Annotated in this window: 19 protein-coding genes; 13 read left to right on the top strand and 6 right to left on the bottom strand. The window is 52.5% G+C overall.

Annotated elements, in window-relative coordinates:
- Positions 1-106: 106 nt before the first annotated feature.
- Positions 107-1105, bottom strand: coding sequence for a DUF1848 domain-containing protein (locus HY913_04680; protein ID MBI4962551.1), 999 nt, complete (start codon positions 1103-1105; stop codon positions 107-109).
- Positions 1106-1410: 305 nt separating this feature from the next.
- On the opposite strand from HY913_04680, the gene recA reads away from it, so the two are divergent.
- The 9 genes from recA (at position 1411) to HY913_04635 (ending at position 10953) form a co-directional block, all read left to right on the top strand.
- Positions 1411-2505, top strand: a complete 1095-nt coding sequence (gene recA, locus HY913_04675) for a recombinase RecA (GenBank protein MBI4962550.1) — start codon at positions 1411-1413, stop codon at positions 2503-2505.
- 1 nt (position 2506) lies between these two features.
- Positions 2507-3610 (top strand): type IV pilus twitching motility protein PilT, encoded by a 1104-nt coding sequence (locus HY913_04670; protein ID MBI4962549.1) that lies wholly within the window; start codon positions 2507-2509, stop codon positions 3608-3610.
- A 76-nt stretch (positions 3611-3686) separates the two neighbouring features.
- Positions 3687-4121, top strand: coding sequence for a response regulator (locus tag HY913_04665; GenBank protein MBI4962548.1), 435 nt, complete (start codon positions 3687-3689; stop codon positions 4119-4121).
- A gap of 333 nt (positions 4122-4454) precedes the next feature.
- Complete coding sequence (locus HY913_04660) at positions 4455-5735, top strand: sulfite exporter TauE/SafE family protein (protein MBI4962547.1); 1281 nt, start codon at positions 4455-4457, stop codon at positions 5733-5735.
- A gap of 4 nt (positions 5736-5739) precedes the next feature.
- Positions 5740-6450, top strand: coding sequence for a hypothetical protein (locus HY913_04655; GenBank protein MBI4962546.1), 711 nt, complete (start codon positions 5740-5742; stop codon positions 6448-6450).
- 408 nt (positions 6451-6858) lie between these two features.
- A complete protein-coding gene (locus HY913_04650; protein ID MBI4962545.1) occupies positions 6859-9507 on the top strand; it encodes a pyruvate, water dikinase in 2649 nt (882 codons plus the stop codon).
- 144 nt (positions 9508-9651) lie between these two features.
- The gene (locus tag HY913_04645) at positions 9652-9882 is read left to right on the top strand and encodes an addiction module antitoxin (protein MBI4962544.1); all 231 of its coding nucleotides are present in this window, start codon (positions 9652-9654) and stop codon (positions 9880-9882) included.
- Positions 9869-10189, top strand: coding sequence for a type II toxin-antitoxin system PemK/MazF family toxin (locus HY913_04640; protein MBI4962543.1), 321 nt, complete (start codon positions 9869-9871; stop codon positions 10187-10189). The genes HY913_04645 and HY913_04640 overlap by 14 nt, the downstream gene beginning before the upstream one ends.
- 107 nt (positions 10190-10296) lie before the next feature.
- On the top strand, positions 10297-10953 hold the full coding sequence (locus HY913_04635; protein MBI4962542.1) for a hypothetical protein: 657 nt from the start codon (positions 10297-10299) through the stop codon (positions 10951-10953).
- 155 nt (positions 10954-11108) lie between these two features.
- On the opposite strand, the gene HY913_04630 is transcribed toward HY913_04635, so the two are convergent.
- Both HY913_04630 and HY913_04625 read right to left on the bottom strand, forming a co-directional pair.
- Complete coding sequence (locus HY913_04630) at positions 11109-11378, bottom strand: hypothetical protein (GenBank protein MBI4962541.1); 270 nt, start codon at positions 11376-11378, stop codon at positions 11109-11111.
- 182 nt (positions 11379-11560) lie between these two features.
- Positions 11561-12682 carry a hypothetical protein gene (locus HY913_04625; GenBank protein ID MBI4962540.1) on the bottom strand — a complete coding sequence of 374 codons (1122 nt, stop codon included), beginning with the start codon at positions 12680-12682 and terminating at the stop codon, positions 11561-11563.
- Positions 12683-13310: 628 nt separating this feature from the next.
- Between HY913_04625 and HY913_04620 the strand changes: the two genes are divergently transcribed.
- Positions 13311-13997 carry an ATP-binding protein gene (locus HY913_04620; GenBank protein MBI4962539.1) on the top strand — a complete coding sequence of 229 codons (687 nt, stop codon included), beginning with the start codon at positions 13311-13313 and terminating at the stop codon, positions 13995-13997.
- A gap of 8 nt (positions 13998-14005) precedes the next feature.
- On the opposite strand, the gene HY913_04615 is transcribed toward HY913_04620, so the two are convergent.
- Both HY913_04615 and HY913_04610 read right to left on the bottom strand, forming a co-directional pair.
- Positions 14006-14209, bottom strand: coding sequence for a hypothetical protein (locus HY913_04615; protein MBI4962538.1), 204 nt, complete (start codon positions 14207-14209; stop codon positions 14006-14008).
- Between the two features lie 63 nt (positions 14210-14272).
- Entirely contained in the window at positions 14273-14914 is a 642-nt protein-coding gene (locus tag HY913_04610; GenBank protein ID MBI4962537.1) for a cyclase family protein, read from the bottom strand.
- An 828-nt stretch (positions 14915-15742) separates the two neighbouring features.
- Here HY913_04610 and HY913_04605 point away from each other — a divergent pair.
- The 3 genes from HY913_04605 (at position 15743) to HY913_04595 (ending at position 17710) form a co-directional block, all read left to right on the top strand.
- A complete protein-coding gene (locus HY913_04605; protein ID MBI4962536.1) occupies positions 15743-16357 on the top strand; it encodes a hypothetical protein in 615 nt (204 codons plus the stop codon).
- 27 nt (positions 16358-16384) lie between these two features.
- Positions 16385-17284 carry a glycosyltransferase gene (locus HY913_04600; protein ID MBI4962535.1) on the top strand — a complete coding sequence of 300 codons (900 nt, stop codon included), beginning with the start codon at positions 16385-16387 and terminating at the stop codon, positions 17282-17284.
- A 126-nt stretch (positions 17285-17410) separates the two neighbouring features.
- Positions 17411-17710: a glycosyltransferase family 2 protein gene (locus HY913_04595; protein ID MBI4962534.1), complete on the top strand. Its 300-nt coding sequence runs from the start codon at positions 17411-17413 to the stop codon at positions 17708-17710.
- A 415-nt stretch (positions 17711-18125) separates the two neighbouring features.
- Here HY913_04595 and HY913_04590 read toward each other — a convergent pair whose 3' ends face one another.
- Positions 18126-18911, bottom strand: a complete 786-nt coding sequence (locus HY913_04590) for a class I SAM-dependent methyltransferase (protein MBI4962533.1) — start codon at positions 18909-18911, stop codon at positions 18126-18128.
- Positions 18912-19052: the final 141 nt, after the last annotated feature.

The following is a 19052-nucleotide window of genomic DNA, read 5'->3' as shown; positions in this document are numbered from 1 at the left end:
GCGAACCTCAATTACTCGGTCTCGTGCATGACCCTCTATGTACATATCATAGAATTTTTTCCCGTTCTGACAACCATTATCCGCATGAAGCCTTCCATTTTTCGCTTTACGCCTGGCTGGAAACCCCACCACGGGGCCGGGGCTTCTTGTCGCACGTATCCGCGGCCGTGTTGTTGTTGCGGCCAATCCGGATATCGGTTCCTGGGGTTACCCCCGCGGCTCTCGGATCGAGGCAGGCTGAATCTTTTCGGACAAATTCGACATTCCTTGCCGCGGTTTCAGGATTCGCGTTTGCGTAGCAGTATAGACAACCGTGCAGGCAAGTGTCGTACGCTCCCACATCCCTTGAAGCCGCGCACCCGCAATCCTTCCTAGTGGGGGCCCGTTTCAGGTCCGTAACAGCGGCTAGTCTTTCCGGTGAGTCCACCACCCGAGCGAGAAATGCGGGGTCGATACACTTGGCTTTGGCCACATTGTCCGACATGAGGAAATCGTGCGCACAGGAGGCGACAGAGATGCCCCACTCCTTAGCCACGGCAGCCATTTCTTCAGCCATCTCCTTGCATTGAGCCTCGCCGGGTTTCCAGTGATCCGGCATGCCGCGCTCCATATTCTTAGTTGTCTTTCGGTAATAGTCACAAAAACTGAAAATGCACTCCGTGGCATAAGGCGCCAGTGATCTGCACAGCCCGCGAAAATTCCTTACATGCCACTTCCAGTCCAAGGATTCGCCAAGCACTATGGTGTCGTATCGCCACCGGAACGCTGCTTGAGGAAACCGCTTGGACAATTGCTCCACAATACTCTTAGTGTGACCCCATTCCGGGACGGCCGGTTCCACAAAGGCAGGATAATTATTTATCGTGTACAGAAAAGTGAAACAATGCCCTAAGTTACGCAGTTCCTCCAGGTGAGGCAAAATTGGAGCAGCATTCTTTGTCCAAAAGACGATGGCGATCACATCTTCAGGAGCAAGGGACACTTCGAGGACTCCGCCTCCAAATGGTGACAAGACGCGCACGAATCCCTCACGAATCCTCTGCATAAACCATTCGGCATGAAAGGACGGTATGTCGGTTCTGCGACTGGCTGAAACAACGTGCACCTTGTGCCTCTCAATTCGCCTCTGGAGCCTCATAACTTTGTCGGGCCCAAAATCCTTGAATTCTTCCTATCATTAGAGCAGAATCTTTGTCCAGAGAGCAATCCGAATAGCGGATGTGCCGCTGTTTTTTTGACTCCGGGCGAGACAAGGCCTCTTGAAATGAGCTTCCGAGACATTAAGACTATTTTTCACATAAAGGGTTCAGTCTTTTATGACAATGAGTTAAAATCATGCTCCGTACTTTCAAGACCAAGCGGCTTTTTCCCGCGTTGCAGATCGCTCCGAGTCAAAAGAAAGGAACGTTGATGGCCAAACCTAGAAAAGGGAGAGAAATCCCGAACGGGAATCTACCCGATTCTGAAAAGGCAAGAGCGGTGGAAATGGCGGTTTCCCAGATCGAACGCCAGTTCGGCAGAGGCTCAATAATGAAGCTGGGCGCCGGGGGCGTCATTCCCGACATTAAGACCATCTCCACAGGATCTCTTGGCCTTGACATCGCCACAGGCGTCGGGGGAATTCCCCAGGGGAGAATCGTCGAGATTTACGGTCCGGAATCATCCGGAAAGACCACGCTGTGCCTGCATGTAATTGCGGAAGCTCAAAAAAGGGGTGGTTTCGCTGCTTTTGTCGATGCAGAGCACGCTCTCGACGTTCATTATGCCCGCAGGCTGGGTGTCAACACCGATGAACTCCTCGTCTCCCAGCCCGACACTGGCGAGCAAGCTCTGGAAATTACTGAGATCCTGGTTCGATCAGGCGCAATGGACGTGGTTGTAATTGACTCGGTTGCCGCGCTAGTCCCTAAGGCCGAGATAGAAGGTGAAATGGGCGACGCTCACATGGGCCTTCAAGCGCGTCTGATGTCGCAGGCCCTGCGAAAGCTTACTGCGGCAATTGCACGCTCTCAGGCGGCCGTGATCTTTACCAACCAGATGAGACAGAAGATAGGAATAATGTTTGGCAATCCGGAAACAACCACGGGCGGGAACGCCCTGAAGTTCTATGCTTCTTTGAGGCTGGACATCCGCCGTATAGGGCAAATCAAGGACGGCGAGGCCATTGTCGGATCCAGAACAAGGGTCAAGGTGGTCAAAAACAAATTATCTCCGCCTTTTCAGCAGGTGGAATTCGACATCATGTACAATGAAGGCATTTCAATTGCAGGAGAAATCCTGGATTTGGGAGTCGAGGCAGCCATCATAGACAAGTCCGGCGCATGGTATTCCTACGGCGACGAACGCATTGGCCAGGGCCGGGAAAACGCAAAACAGTTTCTCAAGGAAAACCTGGAAATCATGTACGCCATTCGTGCTCGGCTCTTGGAACAAAAAGGTATCGTGCTTGCCGCCCAATACGAGCCCGGTGACGACCTAGAAAGTGCTTTGGAAGTCGGGGATTGAAATGGATCTTGATGAAATTCTGAAAAAAGCGGTTGAGATGGGGGCCTCCGATGTCCATCTGAAGGTGCCTCTTCCTCCGGTGACACGCACCAACGGCGTGCTCGCGCCCATGAGAGGGGAAGACAGGTTGACGCCGGACGAGATCAGGCGAGTGGCGCTTTCGGTCATGAACGAGCGTCAGCGTGAGATTTTTACTAAGACCAAAGAGCTGGATATGGCCTATGGCGTACCCAAGTTGGCGCGATTTCGCGTCAACGTCTTCTCCCAGAGGGATTCCATAGCCATGGTGTTTCGAAGCATTCCATCGGAGCCGCCTATGGTAAAGGACCTCACCCTTCCTCCCATTGTGGAGAAGATAGCGATGGAGAATAGAGGAATGGTCCTCGTCACGGGTACCACAGGGTCCGGGAAGTCCACCACTTTGGCCGCAATGATTAACCATATCAATGCATATCGGAATTGTCACATCGTGACCATCGAAGATCCCATCGAATTTCTGCACAGGGACCGGAAAAGCATCATCAACCAGCGCGAGGTGGGGCAAGATACTCTTACTTTCCAAAATGCTCTTCGAGCCGCACTGCGTGAGGACCCCGACGTAATTCTCGTCGGCGAAATGAGAGATCTGGAGACCATACAAATTGCCATGTTAGCGGCTGAGACCGGACATCTGGTCTTCAGCACCCTGCACACGTTGGATGCGACCGAGACCGTAAACCGCATTATCGCGGCGTTTCCGTTGGAACACCAAGGCTCTATCAGATTGCAGCTGTCGGGAATACTCAAGGGAATAATATCTCAGCGCCTTCTGTCGAGAGACGACGGGAAAGGGCGGGTCCCCGCGGTGGAGATCCTCATTTCCACGTCGCGCATTCGGGAGTGCATCAGCGATGAACTGAGGATTCGGGAAATAAGAGACGCCATATCCGAAGGGCACATCAATTATGGCATGCAAACGTTCGACCAGTCGCTGATGCAGTTGTTTAAATCAAAGCTCATCTCATACGAAGCTGCGCTGGCAGCCGCGACTAACCCGGATGACTTCGCTCTCTTTGTCAGAGGGATCAGCGGCACGTCGGAAGGCCGGTGGGAAATGAATGCCTGACGGAAAGTACGCTTCTCCGGCCACGAGGGTGCATTGAGATCTTAACAAACCAGTCCCTCTTCGGGAGGTTAAGCAAGTGACTGAGTTCAGAGTGCTTTTGGTGGATGATGAGCCCGATTTCTTGGAAACGCTCGTCAAGAGGCTCAAGAAGAGGAAACTTGAGGTCTTCTCCGCTTCAAACGGTAAGGAGGCCCTCGATGTCTTGAAGGAGACCCCGGTCGATGTAGTAGTGCTCGACGTCCGCATGCCGGACATGGACGGTATACAGACACTACGGGAGATCAAGAAGATCCGTCCTGGAGTGGAGGTTATAATGCTAACCGGGCATGCCAGTGTGGAGGTCGCTATTCAAGGAATGGAGTTGGGGGCTTTCGACTATCTGATGAAGCCTATGGACATAGATGAATTGCTCTATAAATTGCAGGACGCGTACAAGAAAAAATGGTGCCGCGAAGAAGACGAAGAGTGCCGGATACCCGAATCTTTGTTGGTTTCCACTGATAGATCTTGAGGGGCCGTCCCCGCGCCCTCCTCGGATAATTGACATTTGCCGGCCAAATAATGTACAAACGCGCATACCTCTCTCCGTGGCATAAAAATCATTCATTTTCAAAACGTAAAAGATCCTGACAGTGGCTTGCGTAACCGCCATGTTCTTTTCCAGAGTGTAAAGAATTCTGACAGCGGGGTGCATTGCGATTCCAGGAGGCCCTTGTGGCTTGTGTTCAAATCGCGGATTATTTCAAGCCAGTATCGTCCGCGGTTGTTGGGGACAGTCGTGGCATGACCGTTGCACTATTTACGGCAGCTTAGCCTACCTACAACTCGGCATGGAGGAAGTGGAATGAAATGGGGAAGAGAGCTATATCGGATGTTCGTGATCGCGTCGGCGGCCCATGCTAAATGGGACTATGAGACGTCCATGAACATACTGAGAGACAAGAAGAAGTTGTACCTACTGGGGCTCATGCTGATTCCCGCGTTGCTGACCGGACTCGCGTGCGCAGCAGACCTTCCCCAGTTTCTGGGCGGGTACAAAGCGTACCAGCCCGCCTTTTACGACCCATTCATCTTTGTGATCACCATACTCATCGGTCTGTGTGCAGGATTGATAACCGGCTGTATAGGAGCAGGAGGCGGTTTCATCATAACTCCGGCGCTCATGAGCGTGAATGTTAAAGGGATCTTGGCCGTCGGAACCGATCTCTTTCACATCTTCGCGAAAGCCATCATGGGCACCGCGGTCCACAAGAAACTGGGAAATGTCTCGGTTTCGCTGGCGGTTGCGTTCCTGGTCGGCTCCGGCGGCGGAGTGGTCGCTGGTGGAATGATAAACAGATGGTTGTATGAAAAGGACCCGGTGTTGAGTGACCTTTTCATCAGTGTAGTTTATGTTGTTTTGTTGGGTTTTTTGGGTTTCTACTCCCTCTTCGATTTCCTTAAGCTTCGGAAAGCCCCTGGAGACGTTGGGGCTCACCACGGAGAAAGTGCCCATGGAGACGAGGCCGCCACTGGGAAAGTCGGACTGCCGGCCAAGCTTCAGGCGGCAAATATTCCTCCCACAATAACTTTCGATGAAGACCTGGTACCCGGCGGTAAGAAGATCCCGGCGCTCTTTGTGGCCATTTGCGGAGCTATTGTAGGGTTTGCCGCAGCTATTATGGGTGTGGGCGGCGGATTCCTGACCTTCCCGATGTTTGTTTACATCTTGGGAGTTTCGTCCTTCACCACCGTTGGTACGGACATTCTCCAAATCATATTCACCGCAGGATTCGCCTCAATTGCCCAGTACGCGATTTACGGATTTATTTTTTACACCCTGGCAATGGGCATGCTCCTGGGCTCGCTTATTGGAATCCAGATCGGCGCGCTTACCACTAAAGTGGTCCGGGGCATTTACATTCGAGGATTCTACGCGCTGTCCATTCTCGCGGGGTTTGTTAACCGATTCTTTGCCCTTCCTGAAAAACTCAACCAGATGGAAATAATCAACATCTCAGAATCACTGGCTAAAGGACTGAGTTTCGCCGGCTTAGTGATCTTCTTCGTCGTAATCGGCATCTTCGCCCTGTGGGTCATAGGCAAGTTCCTCGGCAGCACAAAGATATTGAGAGGGGAGGTCTGATAAGATGCTAGTTAAAGACAAAGGATCGTTCATCAAGGGACTCCTTCTTGCGATCACCTTTCTGATCGTGTTGGTTATTATGTTCCTCCCCTATTTCGGCCACGGCGAAAATGCGCTGAGGGCCGCAGACAGGCTATTCAACTCGATTTCCAAGGGTTCGACAAATTATTTTCCCGACATGCTGAAGAAAAACAAGGCATACGAAGGCGTCAAATTTGACGTTAGCGTGAAGTTCAAAGATCAGCAGAGTACCCAACGGGCCTCGAAGTTGCTTACTTCCGCCGGTGCCAAGGCGACGGAAGAAGCCGGACAGCTAAAAATCACCGGCGATTTGGGCGCGGTCATGGGGGCTTCCCTCAAGGATTCGGAAGCCATGTTTAACAATCGTGACGCGGAACTTCAGACAAAGTACGGCTTTCCCGGACGAGAAGTACTCTACTCCTGGTGGGCCACGTTCAAGGAAATGGACAAAGACCTCAAGAGGCAGGCTAAGTTCAAAGAAGCCGCTTTCTTGGGCGACGTGGTGAAGAAAGGCGTGGAAGTAGGCTACAACTTCTTCACAATCGAACCGGAAAGCGCCTCATCTAAGATGGGCATATTGTCGTTCTCGCTGATCTTTTACGTCATCTATACTCTGTGGTGGGGAATCGCGGTACTCTTCCTATTCGAAGGCATCGGTCTGCAAATGAAGGCCGGCGCGAAAAAAGAGGTTTAATAAGAATTTGCCCCCCATACAAATTACTTGCGGGAGAGACCCTTTTGCCAAAAGAGGTTCTCCCCGCAATTTGCTTGTTTGGACGCTCATTCGAATGTAACGGTTCATCGGATGGCCTCCGCCAGTTCCTTCTTCGGCTCTGGTGGGACAGGCATCCTGCCTGTCGCAGAATGACGGGCAAGATGCCCGTCCCACCAACACCGTTCCGGCAGTTATCCCTGGGGACGATAACATCCGCATAATGCATTTGGAGGAACAATCGTCTTTTCCACTTGTCTGTCAAAAAGGCTTCTGTAGTAGGTCACACAACGGTAGACTCAAGAGTCTTTTTGGTTCAAAATTAAACTAATCTCCGGACTGACCGAAAAATGTTAAGGGCAGCGGAACTACACGGATTGCATGCGATCAATGGTCAGATTAGGCAGATTGTTAAGCAAGATCTTCGGTCGCGGTAGGGAAGGTCCGGACGGCTCGACCGTCCAGGAGCTTCGAGCCGCGTTCGCCACACGCTATCACAGCTTCAAACTTCTTCTCACAGCAAACAACAAAGCACTTGAAATTATGAGCGATATGGAGAAGGCTCTGCACGACGGGCAGACCTTCGGTATGGCTTTTGTCAGATCCCATTGCACGGCCGCTTCGGTAAATGTCTTCAAGATCATTAAACACCTCGACGAACTGGCTCCCGGCAAGTATGCCGACCTTTTTGATCGCTTTCGAGCAATTCAAGACCGGATGAACCAGGAGCTGGTATCCAAAAGGACCTCTCCGGGTGACCGGTTGGTATTGCCTTTCTCCTCCATCGACCGGAGCATGGTCGATCAGGTGGGAAGCAAAATGGCCAACGTCGCCGAAATAAGAAATGACATCGGTCTTCCGGTGCCGAGCGGTTTCGTGATCTCTTCACTGGCGTACCAAAGATTCGTGGAACACAACGATCTCCAGACAGAGATCGATCGTCGCATTCAATCTACTAACCCCGAAGGGATGGATGATTTGTACAGATTGAGCGCGGGCATTCAGCAACTGATTATCAGCGCTTCGGTCCCTGAAGAAGTCGAACAAGAGGTCATGGCGGCCTATGACGAGGTGGAACGAGCAACGGCCCCCGGAGTCAGGGTCTCGCTCAGGAGCAGCGCACTCGGCGAAGACGCGGCGGGCACGTCGTTTGCCGGGCAATTCCGTTCCGAACTGAACGTGAGTGCGGAGAACATCATCCAGGCGTACAAAGAAGTTGTCGCGAGCAAGTACGGCCTGCCCGCGGTAACTTACCGGTTGAACCGAGGAATCCCCGACGAGGATGTGGCTATGTGCGTCGGTTGCATGGCCATGGTAAACGCGGCGTCCGGCGGGGTCATGTATTCTTGCAACCCGCTGAATATTCGGGACAAATCGGTCTTCATCAATTCCGTTTGGGGATTGCCCAAGGCCGTGGTTGACGGAAGCGTTGACCCTGATCTTTTTGTTGTGGCTCGAGAGCCTCGATTTTCCATTTCCCACAAGCAAATCAAGGTCAAGGAGCGCGAGTTCGTCTGCTTTCCCGAAGAAGGTGTCTGTCGCATGGATTTGACGGGAGACAAGAGCGCGTCGCAATCCGTAACCGACGATCAAGCGCTGGAATTGGCTTCCATGGCCGTGCGGCTGGAAGAATACTACGGTTCGCCCCAAGATATCGAGTGGGCCATCAACCAGGACGGGGCCATTTACATTTTGCAATGCAGACCACTCAAACAACCGGACGTGAAACGCAGCTCCAGCGTGGCCCTTCCCGTTGAAGTCGGAGAGGATCAGGCCATTGCCAAAGGTGGAGTCACTGCTTCCCCTGGCGTCGCATATGGTCCGGTTTTCATTGTGAAAAATGATGTGGACAAACTGAAGTTTCCACAAGGAGCAGTCCTGGTTACCGCGCAATCCTTGCCCAGATGGGCCCCGCTTTTGGGCCGTGCAGCCGCGGTGGTCACGGAACTAGGTGGTGTGGCCGGCCATCTCGCGAACGTGGCAAGAGAATTCGGGGTGCCCGCGCTTTTCGGAGTCCCGGGCGCCACTGAAACTATGAAGAACGGGGAGATGGTCACGGTGGACGCGGAAGGCGCCACGATTTATCGTGGTCAGATAGAGTCTTTGTTGGCCGGGCAAAAGCCGAAAAAGAACTTGATGGCAGGTAGCCCCATTTATGAAATGCTCGAGCGCGTGTCTGCTCATATAGTCCCTTTGAACCTCTTGGACCCGGACGCTCCGGAATTCCATCCGAAGAAATGTGAGACCCTTCACGATATAACCCGTTTCTGCCATGAGAAATCCGTCCATGAGATGTTTAATTTCGGCAAGGAGCACCATTTCTCGGAACGTTCCAGCAAACAACTCGTATGTGATGTCCCGATGCAATGGTGGATCATCAATCTGGACGACGGATTCAAGCAAGACGTGGAGGGCAAGTTTGTCCAGTTGGACAACATCCTTTCAATCCCGATGGTGGCATTGTGGGAAGGAGCGGTTGCGGTCCCTTGGGCAGGCCCTCCTCCGGTGGATTCCGGCGGTCTCATGAACATTTTGTTCCAGGCCACGACCAATCCTGCGCTGGACCCGTCTATGGATTCGCCGTACGCGGCCCGGAACTACTTCATGATTTCCAAGAATTTCTGCAGCCTCACGTCTCGCTTCGGTTTTCATTTTTCAACTGTCGAAGCCCTTGTAAGTGACCGTCCGAGCGAGAACTACATCAGCTTCTCCTTCAAGGGTGGCGCAGCGGATTATCCTCGCCGGGTGAAGCGAGCGGTTTTCGTCGGCGGCATTCTCGAGGAATTCGATTTCCGGTCCGAAGTGAAGGAAGACAACTGCTTCGCACGCATCGAAGGGCACCCCGAAGAATTCATGAAGGAACGCCTGCGAATCCTCGGGTACCTCATCATCCATACCCGCCAGTTGGACATGGTCATGGCTAACAGCGTTTCCGTCGAACGCTACCGCAAGAAAATCCTCAACGACATCAGATCGGTTATCAACCACCTCCCTGAACCCACCTGCCCTGCGGCTCAAGCCGACGGATCTGCCAATTGACAGCAGCCCTTGTCCACCATATAGCGATAGCCAGATTTGCTGACCGATTCCTGCTCAGCCTCGCGGCAGAGACAAATCGCCAGGACGGTTGACAGCCGGCGATTACACGTGCAATATACGTGCAAGAGCCAAGGGAGTGCTTCCATGCAGAAAAAGCTAACACTGACCATTGATGAAGAAGTTTACGAAGGTCTGCGCAAGGTCATCGGTCCGGGGAAGATCAGCCGATTCGTCGAAGACCTCGTCAGACCCCACGTCGTGAAGAAAGATCTATACGCGGCTTACCGGGAGATGGGCGAAGACGCTGCACGCGAAACAGAGGCATTGGATTGGGCGGAGGCTACTTGCGGGGACGTGAGTGATGAGAAGAGGTGAGGTCTGGTGGGTCAACTTCGACCCTTCCGTGGGCGGCGAAATTCGGAAGCAGCGGCCCGCTGTCATTGTCAGCAACGACGCAGCGAACCAGTTCTTGAACAGGGTCCAGGTCGTGCCCCTCACAACGAATGTGGAGCGGCTGTATCCCAGTGAGGCCTACGTCACCCTAAGAGAGAAGAGGGTCAAGGCAATGGCCGATCAGATCACAACGGTCAGCAAGAAACGCTTGATCAACATGGAAGGTGTGATCGATTCCAGGGACATGCAGGAAGTTGCGAGGGCAATCTCCGTCCAATTGGACCTCTGAAGGGGAAGCTCTCGCCCAGTGATCCGCCAGTCTGCCACAACGTGCTTGCGTTATCTCCTTAGTTGATGCAGAGGGCAAGCAGCCATACACGAGAAGGAGGACTTCGTTTGCGGGGTACTATTCTTCCCTTGGTGTTGTTGGCGCTTATGCTCACCCCATTGGTCCTGACTGACTGTCATGCCCAAAGTCCTGAAGATTGCATAGCATGCTGGAGGCTGAAGGGGGTGCTTGTAAGCCTCAGAGATGGCACTACGATCAAGGGGTATGCTATCTGGAACGACAACTGGGCGGCCTTGGGATTGGGTTCGTATGGTGAGAAGCAGAAGCAAGGACCTGAGATCAAGATCGAATTCCCCAAAGTCATCTTCGACCCTCGGGCCAAGATACCTAAAATCTCCGTCTATACCCACCTCCGTTCAATAAAATATCCAGTAGCGAACGGGCTTGTCACACTCCGAGACCCTGTTCAGGTGAACGCAGAAGACATTAAGGACCTGAAACTCAATCCTGGACCTCATGATGGATACAAGGGAGCAGGGCGTCTGCCTATTGTATCTGAACGAATTGCCGACCTTCTTCAGACCAAGCCATCGGCTTCTTGCCATTATGATGAAGGTGCGGGTGACATGTACTGGGTCTCATATGATAAGAGTTTTGCTGCAGAAAAACTGCAGCGCCTGTGTGAGGAACATAACTCAGATGAGGAACTTGAGAAGAAATTGAAAGCGAGGGACATCTTCAGCCTGTATCATGCTTATGATTAGCCCATCATTGCCGCTCGGAACCCAATACCCTGGCGTTATGTCCTTAGTTGATGCTTCCCCAAATGAAGCCCACTGCCTCCTTGTCCAGCCTGTCGCCGCAAATTTGCAGGACTGGAGTGGGGGTAGCCCCCCACTAAAAGCTGGTTGTTTCAGGATCAATATCGTCGGGGCGAACCATAACCGAAGGCCCCAGGGTAAGGATTGACATTTGGCGGCATCCCGTAGTTGTACATGGGAGTCTGGTAAGGATTCGTTTGATAATGCCCAGGCATGACGGGACCAGGACCGAAACCGGCGTCAGGACCGTAAACGGTGTTCGGTATACCGGGTACCGGCCACTTGGTGACCGTATAGCCCCAACACGTGCAAGCTCCAAATGCCAGCAACGCAAGGATTGTAAAAATTACAGTGGATTTCTTAACCATACCCACATCCTCCTTTCCACAGTGCAATAGCTGGGACCATTCTTGTCATGAATTGGTCCTTCTGGCAACTAAAATTCAGGTCCCCCATCTGAGGGAAAAGGGATCAAGTCCGCTCCAGGCTCATCTCGGTTGTGCAGCCGCGTGTAGGATGCGATGATCGCCCGGAACCACATACTGCTCGCTCATTCTTTCTCCCCCGCCTTCATGCATTCCTCCAGGAGCCTTCCATCCGCGGAGAAACAGCTCCGGTCCCTACCCGTTGCTTTTGCCGGGTACGATAGGAACCTCGATTCATCGGCCTGCGGCACGACTTCCGCAGCTTGTTCCTGCCCGGCTCCCAAGTGCCTTTTGTAAACGTACCGACTGCTAACACCGCTCGGATGCGCTCCCTTGATCGAAACGGCCGAAACCGTTTGCCCATCCCGGTCGTAATGGATGCGCACATCGCACCTCTCCGATGTGCCTTGCCATCCGTAATAAGGACCCAGGAGATGAGTCAAGCTCTCGGGCGGCGCCTGAGTCCCATTGTTCGGATCCTTCCGATACTTATCATAGGCCTCTTGCACGCGGGCTAACTCCTGACCGGCCATGCGATCGCAGGCCGCTCTCTTGTATGCGACGTAGTACGGGATAGCTATGGCCAAAATGATGCCCAAAACTGCCACAAACACCATTCCCGCGGCCACGACTATCAATGCGACCAGCCATCCGGACTTTGGCGCGGCTTCGGAGTATTTGTCCGGCAGGAGCAGCATGATCAAGAGGCCTATAAGACAGGGGACGAGCCCTAGAAGCGCGTATGCCCCGTGGTATCCCTTCTTCTTCGCGAGACAATAGAAACCCCAGAAATAAAGACCGATACTTACGGCACTTAGGATCATGCCAACAACCGCATACAGGTCGCCGAACTGCCCAAGGATTGATCCGAAGATGCTGAGCACAATACTGAGGCAGATACCCATGGCAGCATTGCGAGAATACCGCCGGGCCACCTCATCTGGTAGCACCGGTTGGCCTGAAGCCGTGGGTACTATTGGAACTGCTTCTCTGCTGCGTGCCGGGGAGGGTTCCAGTGGGGCTTGGGCAGGCGGTTCCTCGTCCAGTTCGATGGTTCCGGACAAGGCCTTCTTGCGCGCGTCAAGCTCAGATTGAGCAATCTGACCTGCCTCCACCAATTTGGTGAACAGGATTTCGAGCTGCTTACCGCTCAGTCCGTACTTCTCCGCAAGCTCGCGGTCGGACAAGCCTGATTTGATGTCCGCCAGAGCTTCGGAAACCGAAATCTTCTTCCTTCCCTCCCCCATGCGGTCCCCCTCTGAAAAAAATCAACCTGATTTTCAACGGAAATGATGAATTGATCAAAACCCGAGAATGACAGCAAGGTCAAGAAGAATGTTGCGGGCGAGGTTATCATCCAGCCGGGACAAACCGGGGGACCGCCCGTTACTGCAAGTGGCAGCGACTAAGGTGTGGTGGTCGGCGGGAACCGTATCGTTCGAGTTGCCTCGCTCTTTTCGCGCTAGCGATGCGGTTTACTTCGCTTACCACATCCTACGAGCGTTATGCGATGCATCGGTCATGCGCGGCGAACCCTTACCACGTTCCTTTTATCGCGCATCGTCCGGTGTTGTGTGATAGAATTCCGTCCGCGGTAGTCCCTTGGGCTGGCCGCGACGGGTTCATACGATTTTGCTTCAAACAGACAAATTATGGGGGAAGCCTCTCTTGTAAGGAAGTTCTCCCGTGCGCGTTTCAAGAAAATCCGTAGCTTGCCGGCTGGGCAGCATCCGCCGACGGCGGATGCTGCCCAGCCGGCCATGATACAGAAGTTTTTGGAGAGGGGTGCGGGGAGAACCTTTTTACAAAAACGTTCTCCCCGCACTTTACTCTTTTGAACGCACATCGCTATCAAGGCGAACACAGGGGCTCATTGTGCTTGCGCGTGTGCATTCAGGAACTCTCATCGGAATCGACGCCCATCCTGTCGAGGTTGAGATCGACGTGTACCCCGGCGGCCTGCCGTCCATTGCCGTGGTGGGTCTGCCGGACAATGCGGTCAAAGAGAGCAGCGCGCGCGTGAAGTCCGCCATCGTCAACAGTGGATACCCCTTCCCTTCTCGTCGGATCACGGTGAACCTCGCACCCGCGGACCTCAAGAAAGAAGGCTCCGGCTTTGACCTGCCTATCGCGATAGGAATTCTGGCCGCTCTGAATATGCTCCCGACCGACAAGCTGAAAGATTACATCCTGGTGGGCGAGCTTTCCCTGGACGGACGAGTGAAGTCGGTCAAAGGCGCGTTGTCCCTTGCGCTGGCAGCCCGAGATCTAGGCTTCAAGGGCCTTATCCTCCCGGAGGTGAATGCCCGAGAAGCCGCGGTCGTGGAAGGAATCGACGTGCTGGGGGTGTCAAACCTGTTGACCACCACCGGGTTTCTTATGGATCGCGTGCCTCTTGAGCCTGCCAAACAGAAGCCCGAGGAAATATCTCCTCGTTTCGGAAGATATCCTGTCGATTTCAATGAAATCAAAGGACAGGAGTTCGCTAAGAGGGCCGTTGAAGTGGCTGCATCCGGCGGGCACAATGTGCTGGAGTTATGTCCTTATATAAGAGCATCTTGAACTTATAGCTATTTGATATGACCTCGCATTATTTTCAGAACTACCCAGTCTCTACCTAATACGGTTGTCGTCGAGCCTGCTTGATAGAGGCACATAACACTTTTGAGCCTGCCTCCGCCACTGTCTTCCTCCAGCGCTTCCTGCTTAGACGAGCCGCTGAGTTGCTCCGACGCGAGATTGACGTCGAGGATGTTCATATCGAGGTAGCACATTGCCCCCTCTTCTGGTGCTTTCCACGACAATTGAGGAATTCGGCTCAGATCCACGATTTTTCGTCATGCCAAAAGGATCGCTCGAACCGGAGAAGATTCACAGCCTTTGATCTTCACTGGAAGGCAGATCAGGGTGTAGCGCCCAGGTGGGACTTGCGAGAGATCAGTGCCCTCCAAGATCAGTAAGTTGTTTTCCAGGAGCTTTCGATGTACGGGAAACGCGTTGTCTCCGTATCGTTCAATGGTGATGTAGTCGATCCCCACTAGCGCGGCCTCTTTCTCGATACAGAGATCTGCTGCGTCAGAGATCATGTAGACAAACTCCTCTAAGAACAGTGCACAGCGGCACCAGCCCTGCCGGGAATTCTCTGTCTTGAACAAGAGGGCATCCCCAGGCTCAACAAGGAGATTTTCCAGCTCGCAGGGGCGGATCGCTTCCTTATCCTCAATTTCCACAACACTCGCGGGAAGGATGAAATCCGTTACAGAGTACTGATCAACCGTCTTCCCGCCTAATACGAAATGAGCTGGGAAATCAACGTGGGTCCCGCAATGAGGGCTCATCGTGAGCTTGGAGAGATTGCAGAGGTCACCGTCTTTGAGTTTACGTATCAACTCCCTGGAATAGGGCGTATCTCCAGGATAGTCTATGGACTCTTCGCCCAGAACTACACTTATGTCGTAAGCTCGTCGATTGTCCAACATCTTAGCCCTAGCCTCAATTAATTCTCGCAGTGACCCTTGGGTCTAGGAGATTTCCCGCAAAGGGGACAGCATCCTTGGCGATCGTGATTTAATTTCTGCCAGCGGTTCTTTTTCCATTACCCGGAACACGGGCAGTCCCTCTGACCCCGACGAGTTCCTTGTGTTTCCTCGCACAGACCTGATGGAGGTAAAACAGTCGTCAAGTAGCTGTAAAAGTCTATACTCGCGATTTTGCCAATGTACTTCACCGAACGCACATGGTCAAGCACGGTTGTCTTTATGCAAGCTAGCGGCTAGCATTCAGAACGATGGAGAAGAAAGCGCAACACAATTGACAGGCCCGGTCAAAAGGTTTAACAATAAAATATTGGTTTCACGAAAGGTGCTCCAATTCATGGTCACAATCCCAGGTTCCGAAATTATTCGGTCCCATGAATCTCCAAAGCGCAAGCAGCAATCTCTCCGGTTTCATCCAGGTCTCAAAGGACCCTTTTCTTCCAGATGAGAATCGTGCTCCACCACCCGCTACCCTTTGGCCTTTGGCGCATGACTCTGCCCTGACCATTTGAGTTTAGGGGAGTGACAAATCGCCCAAGCGGCCGTACGCGAACGGAGGCATTTACTGTGATTTCTTCAAGGATACCGGGCCTGACATCGGCAAAGCAGATTGCGACTCATACCACGCAGATCTTGCGGAACGTCAGACTCAGCAGGTTTCGGGACCACTGGACATCATGGCGGCACCACCGCCGAGCGAAGCGTCACTTTTCCAATTTGAGGTCAAGGTTCAAGGAATCACGGTGTTTCGTAATTGGCAATGGACCGAGTTTGAACAACCTGGACTTGACACTGCTGAGGCGAGAACTCACTATTGGGTCCAATGGCTTGTTCCTCCACCATAGCAAGATGGGGTTTTATCCTACCTTTTATACGGTTACCAATTACCTCATAGCGGAACAAATGGGGTCACAAATCGCGGATCTTCCACAATCTATTAAGATATTTCCCAGCTTTTTGGCGGGGTACTTCGGGCGAGCGAGAGACGAGGTCATTTTCTTGAGAGCGATCACTGGGTACACGTTTTCTTCTGATGTTACGCAGTGGGTTAGCTGGCAGTCGACGGTTACCTTTTTCAATTTGCAGATCGCCTTTTCGCTGGGATGCCCCGAGGTCTATTTGATTGGCGTAGACAACGACTACGTTCAGCAAGGAGAGGGTGAGGAAGGCGACATCATTGTTCAGGACGATTCGGACCCAAATCATTTTCGCGCCGACTACTTTGGACAAGGCTTCATGTGGCAGCGAGCCGATACGACCAACATGACGAGATGTTACGTCTTGGCCCATGAAGCATTCAACAAGAGCGGCAGGATCATACGGAACGCCACAGCCGGTGGGAAGCTTGAGGTCTTTCCAAGAGTAGACTACCGGACCCTTTTTTGAGCGGGCGCTCGGGCCAGGGAACTCATAATGGCAAATGCTGGAGACAAATTAGTGCATCCCGTTCCTGACCTTCAAAGCTCTTTTGGGTGCGTGACCCCGCCTCGGTTCACCATCATTACGGCCACGTATAACGCCGAACAGACGCTCCAGCGATGCATTGATGGCGTTGCGGCTCAACGATATCCGTTCAAAGAGCATATCATAATTGATGGGGCCTCTCGGGACAATACTGTCTCAGTAATAGTGAGGAACGAGCACCAAATAGCTTTCTGGTTGTCTGAGCCTGATTTTGGAGTCTATCATGCGTGGAACAAAGGATTGAAGCAATCCAGTGGCGACTGGATTGCTTTTCTGGGAGCCGATGAATGGTATGTCGACGACGCTGTTCTAGAGTCAGTGGCTGTCGAGATAAAGAAACCGGATCGACACGAGCCAGCCGTTTATGGCTGCACTCAGTTTGTCCATTTGTCTGGTAAGGCTGCTTGGTTACAGGGGGAACCCTGGGTCAAGGCTCGGCTTTGGCTGCCTCGCTGTACCCCTATCCCCACCGCGGCCACGTTTTTTCATCGAAGCCTTTTCGACCGATATGGAGAGTTCAACGAGGACTTTCGAATCTGCGGTGATTACGAGTTCATGTTGAGGTTTCTGCCAGAACATGGAGCCCGATTCATACCTGGCATCACTGTTTTCAGTGCGGTAGGTGGACTAAGTCTCTCCCGTGAGAACGAGGTGACTAAGATACTGGAGATTGCCCGTTCGAAGCGGCTTCACGGTTTGCCTGCCTACTCCCTACCACTCTTTCGGCAAGTGGCGGAAGCCTATGTAAGTGCATTGCTGCCAAAGATTGTGGGGAAGCGGCGAGCTGCGGCAATTCGCGTGGTCCTCCGCAAGATGTGTGACCGTCCGCCCCCCCTATTTGAAGAATGACGTCAGCTTTCTGATTACGGTGTTGGTATTTAGAACAGTCCCGAGACCCCGTTTCGCCGATTTTATGAATTTTGGACGCGGAAAAAGGATTGAGCGGCCCTTTGGATCAAGGCTTAGGCGCTACACATGAACAAGAGCACGGTTGACCTCATTATCCCATGTTACAACACGGGCCTGTATCTGAGACAGGCCGTTGGTTCAGCCCTGGCCCAGACATATCCGCACGTAAACATCCTGGTAGTGGATGATGGTTCGACTGATAGTACCAGAGAAATTGTCGAATCCTACGGGGAAGGGGTAGGATATTTCCATCAAGAAAACAAGGGACTGGCTGCCGCTCGAAACATCGGGATGACACAAACCCGCGGTGAGTTCGTCTGTCTTTTGGATGCTGACGATGCCCTCTCAATTGTAAGTGTGAAATAATTCGTGGACGAGAGTGAAGGTATTCCAGGGGAGTTTTTCCTCCTAGTGCTTGATGTGGTCTTTCGGGGTTGTAGTAGTAGATGTGTTGTTAGAGTTCTCTTTTGAACTCTTCTTCAGTTTCAAAGGTTGTTCATTCGACAAGATCCTCATTGAGTGTTCCCCAGAGTTTTTCCACTTTTCCATTGGTTTGGGGACGATAGGGCTTCGTGTAGGGGCGTTTGACCCCATTTCCTCTAGCATTCTTTCAAATGGATGGTGTTCCTTTTTTTGGGATTCTTTCGTTCCAAATTCAGGCGAACAAGCTCCTGCATAAAGATTCCACACCGCACCCTATGAGCACTTTTGCGGACTCGAATTCAGTCGTTCTTACTTCTCGCAGGCTGGCGATATCTCCTCGGTCTTAATTACGATCATTCTATCCTTTGTAATTATCACGGGAAGATGTTTTGAGGCTAATCCCCACAGGCACGTACTGCGGGTCCCACATACCCCACGGCATACCGTTGGTTCCAGATCTGAAATACTGCAATGACAGCCATTTCTCCAAGTACTTTGGCTTCTTCAGTTCCGCAAGGATTTTGGGGAATTCACTAAAGTTTGTGTGATAACCCGGTCTCAATGAATAAGTGCGCTGCGCATCCTCCTCGTTCAGCAGCCAACTGTGGCTTGGTTCGTGGAACGCGCTGTGTGGATAGGATGCGCTGACAGTGAGGTGCATCCATGCTCCAGGCTTGAGAACTCGTCTGAATTCCTCAAGGCATACAGCGACCTCCTCTGGCAGATTGTGCTCCAGTGCAGATACGGAAACCACTGCGTCTACTGACTCGTCGGGAATCTTGTTCATGGAGTTCAGACTAGTATAGTAATAAACTATCTGCGGTTTGTTGCCGGGTCCCTGAAGGACACTTTGGGGTTCAAGTTCGTAGGACTGAGAGAGAAGACCCTCAGAGTATTCGCCTTTTGATCCTTTCCGCTGAGGATGGCGCTTCAGTAAATAGTCGACGGACTTTCGCGGGATATCCCTCAGCGACGTATCCAGAACCCTTGTCAACAATGAAACGCGGGGTCTGTTTGAGCCAATGTCATTCCTCTGTCGATCGTGAGAGACGTGGCTCTTGTACGAATGCTCAATAGCTTTGCCAGCATTGATTTCGGCTACTTGATAGAGCCGTGGAGCGAATTCCGGGATTCTGCGATCCATCATGTCGGCACTGATGACGGTATAGTCTCTGTCTGCGAGCACGTACTGCAGCAGCCCATTGCCCGCCCCAGCGTCAAGGACTACTGATCCAGGTCGAACCTCCAATTCCTTCAAAATCCAGACCATGTCCAAGACATAATG

Source organism: Desulfomonile tiedjei, from assembly GCA_016212925.1.
Lineage (GTDB): Bacteria > Desulfobacterota > Desulfomonilia > Desulfomonilales > Desulfomonilaceae > JACRDF01.
The sequence above is the reverse complement of the archived record's forward strand: the minus strand, read 5'-3'. Positions and strand labels throughout refer to the sequence as shown.

What these genes read in the sequence shown, in the direction of transcription:
- HY913_04610 (MBI4962537.1), bottom strand. Translation starts at nt 14,914, where the DNA reads ATGTTGGACAATCGACGAGCTTACGACATAAGTGTAGTTCTGGGCGAA.
- HY913_04590 (MBI4962533.1), bottom strand. Translation starts at nt 18,911, where the DNA reads ATGGATCGCAGAATCCCGGAATTCGCTCCACGGCTCTATCAAGTAGCC.
- recA (MBI4962550.1), top strand. Translation starts at nt 1,411, where the DNA reads ATGGCCAAACCTAGAAAAGGGAGAGAAATCCCGAACGGGAATCTACCC.
- HY913_04615 (MBI4962538.1), bottom strand. Translation starts at nt 14,209, where the DNA reads ATGTGCTACCTCGATATGAACATCCTCGACGTCAATCTCGCGTCGGAG.
- HY913_04655 (MBI4962546.1), top strand. Translation starts at nt 5,740, where the DNA reads ATGCTAGTTAAAGACAAAGGATCGTTCATCAAGGGACTCCTTCTTGCG.
- HY913_04650 (MBI4962545.1), top strand. Translation starts at nt 6,859, where the DNA reads ATGGTCAGATTAGGCAGATTGTTAAGCAAGATCTTCGGTCGCGGTAGG.
- HY913_04595 (MBI4962534.1), top strand. Translation starts at nt 17,411, where the DNA reads ATGAACAAGAGCACGGTTGACCTCATTATCCCATGTTACAACACGGGC.
- HY913_04645 (MBI4962544.1), top strand. Translation starts at nt 9,652, where the DNA reads ATGCAGAAAAAGCTAACACTGACCATTGATGAAGAAGTTTACGAAGGT.
- HY913_04640 (MBI4962543.1), top strand. Translation starts at nt 9,869, where the DNA reads ATGAGAAGAGGTGAGGTCTGGTGGGTCAACTTCGACCCTTCCGTGGGC.
- HY913_04630 (MBI4962541.1), bottom strand. Translation starts at nt 11,378, where the DNA reads ATGGTTAAGAAATCCACTGTAATTTTTACAATCCTTGCGTTGCTGGCA.
- HY913_04670 (MBI4962549.1), top strand. Translation starts at nt 2,507, where the DNA reads ATGGATCTTGATGAAATTCTGAAAAAAGCGGTTGAGATGGGGGCCTCC.
- HY913_04660 (MBI4962547.1), top strand. Translation starts at nt 4,455, where the DNA reads ATGAAATGGGGAAGAGAGCTATATCGGATGTTCGTGATCGCGTCGGCG.
- HY913_04625 (MBI4962540.1), bottom strand. Translation starts at nt 12,682, where the DNA reads ATGGGGGAGGGAAGGAAGAAGATTTCGGTTTCCGAAGCTCTGGCGGAC.
- HY913_04600 (MBI4962535.1), top strand. Translation starts at nt 16,385, where the DNA reads ATGGCAAATGCTGGAGACAAATTAGTGCATCCCGTTCCTGACCTTCAA.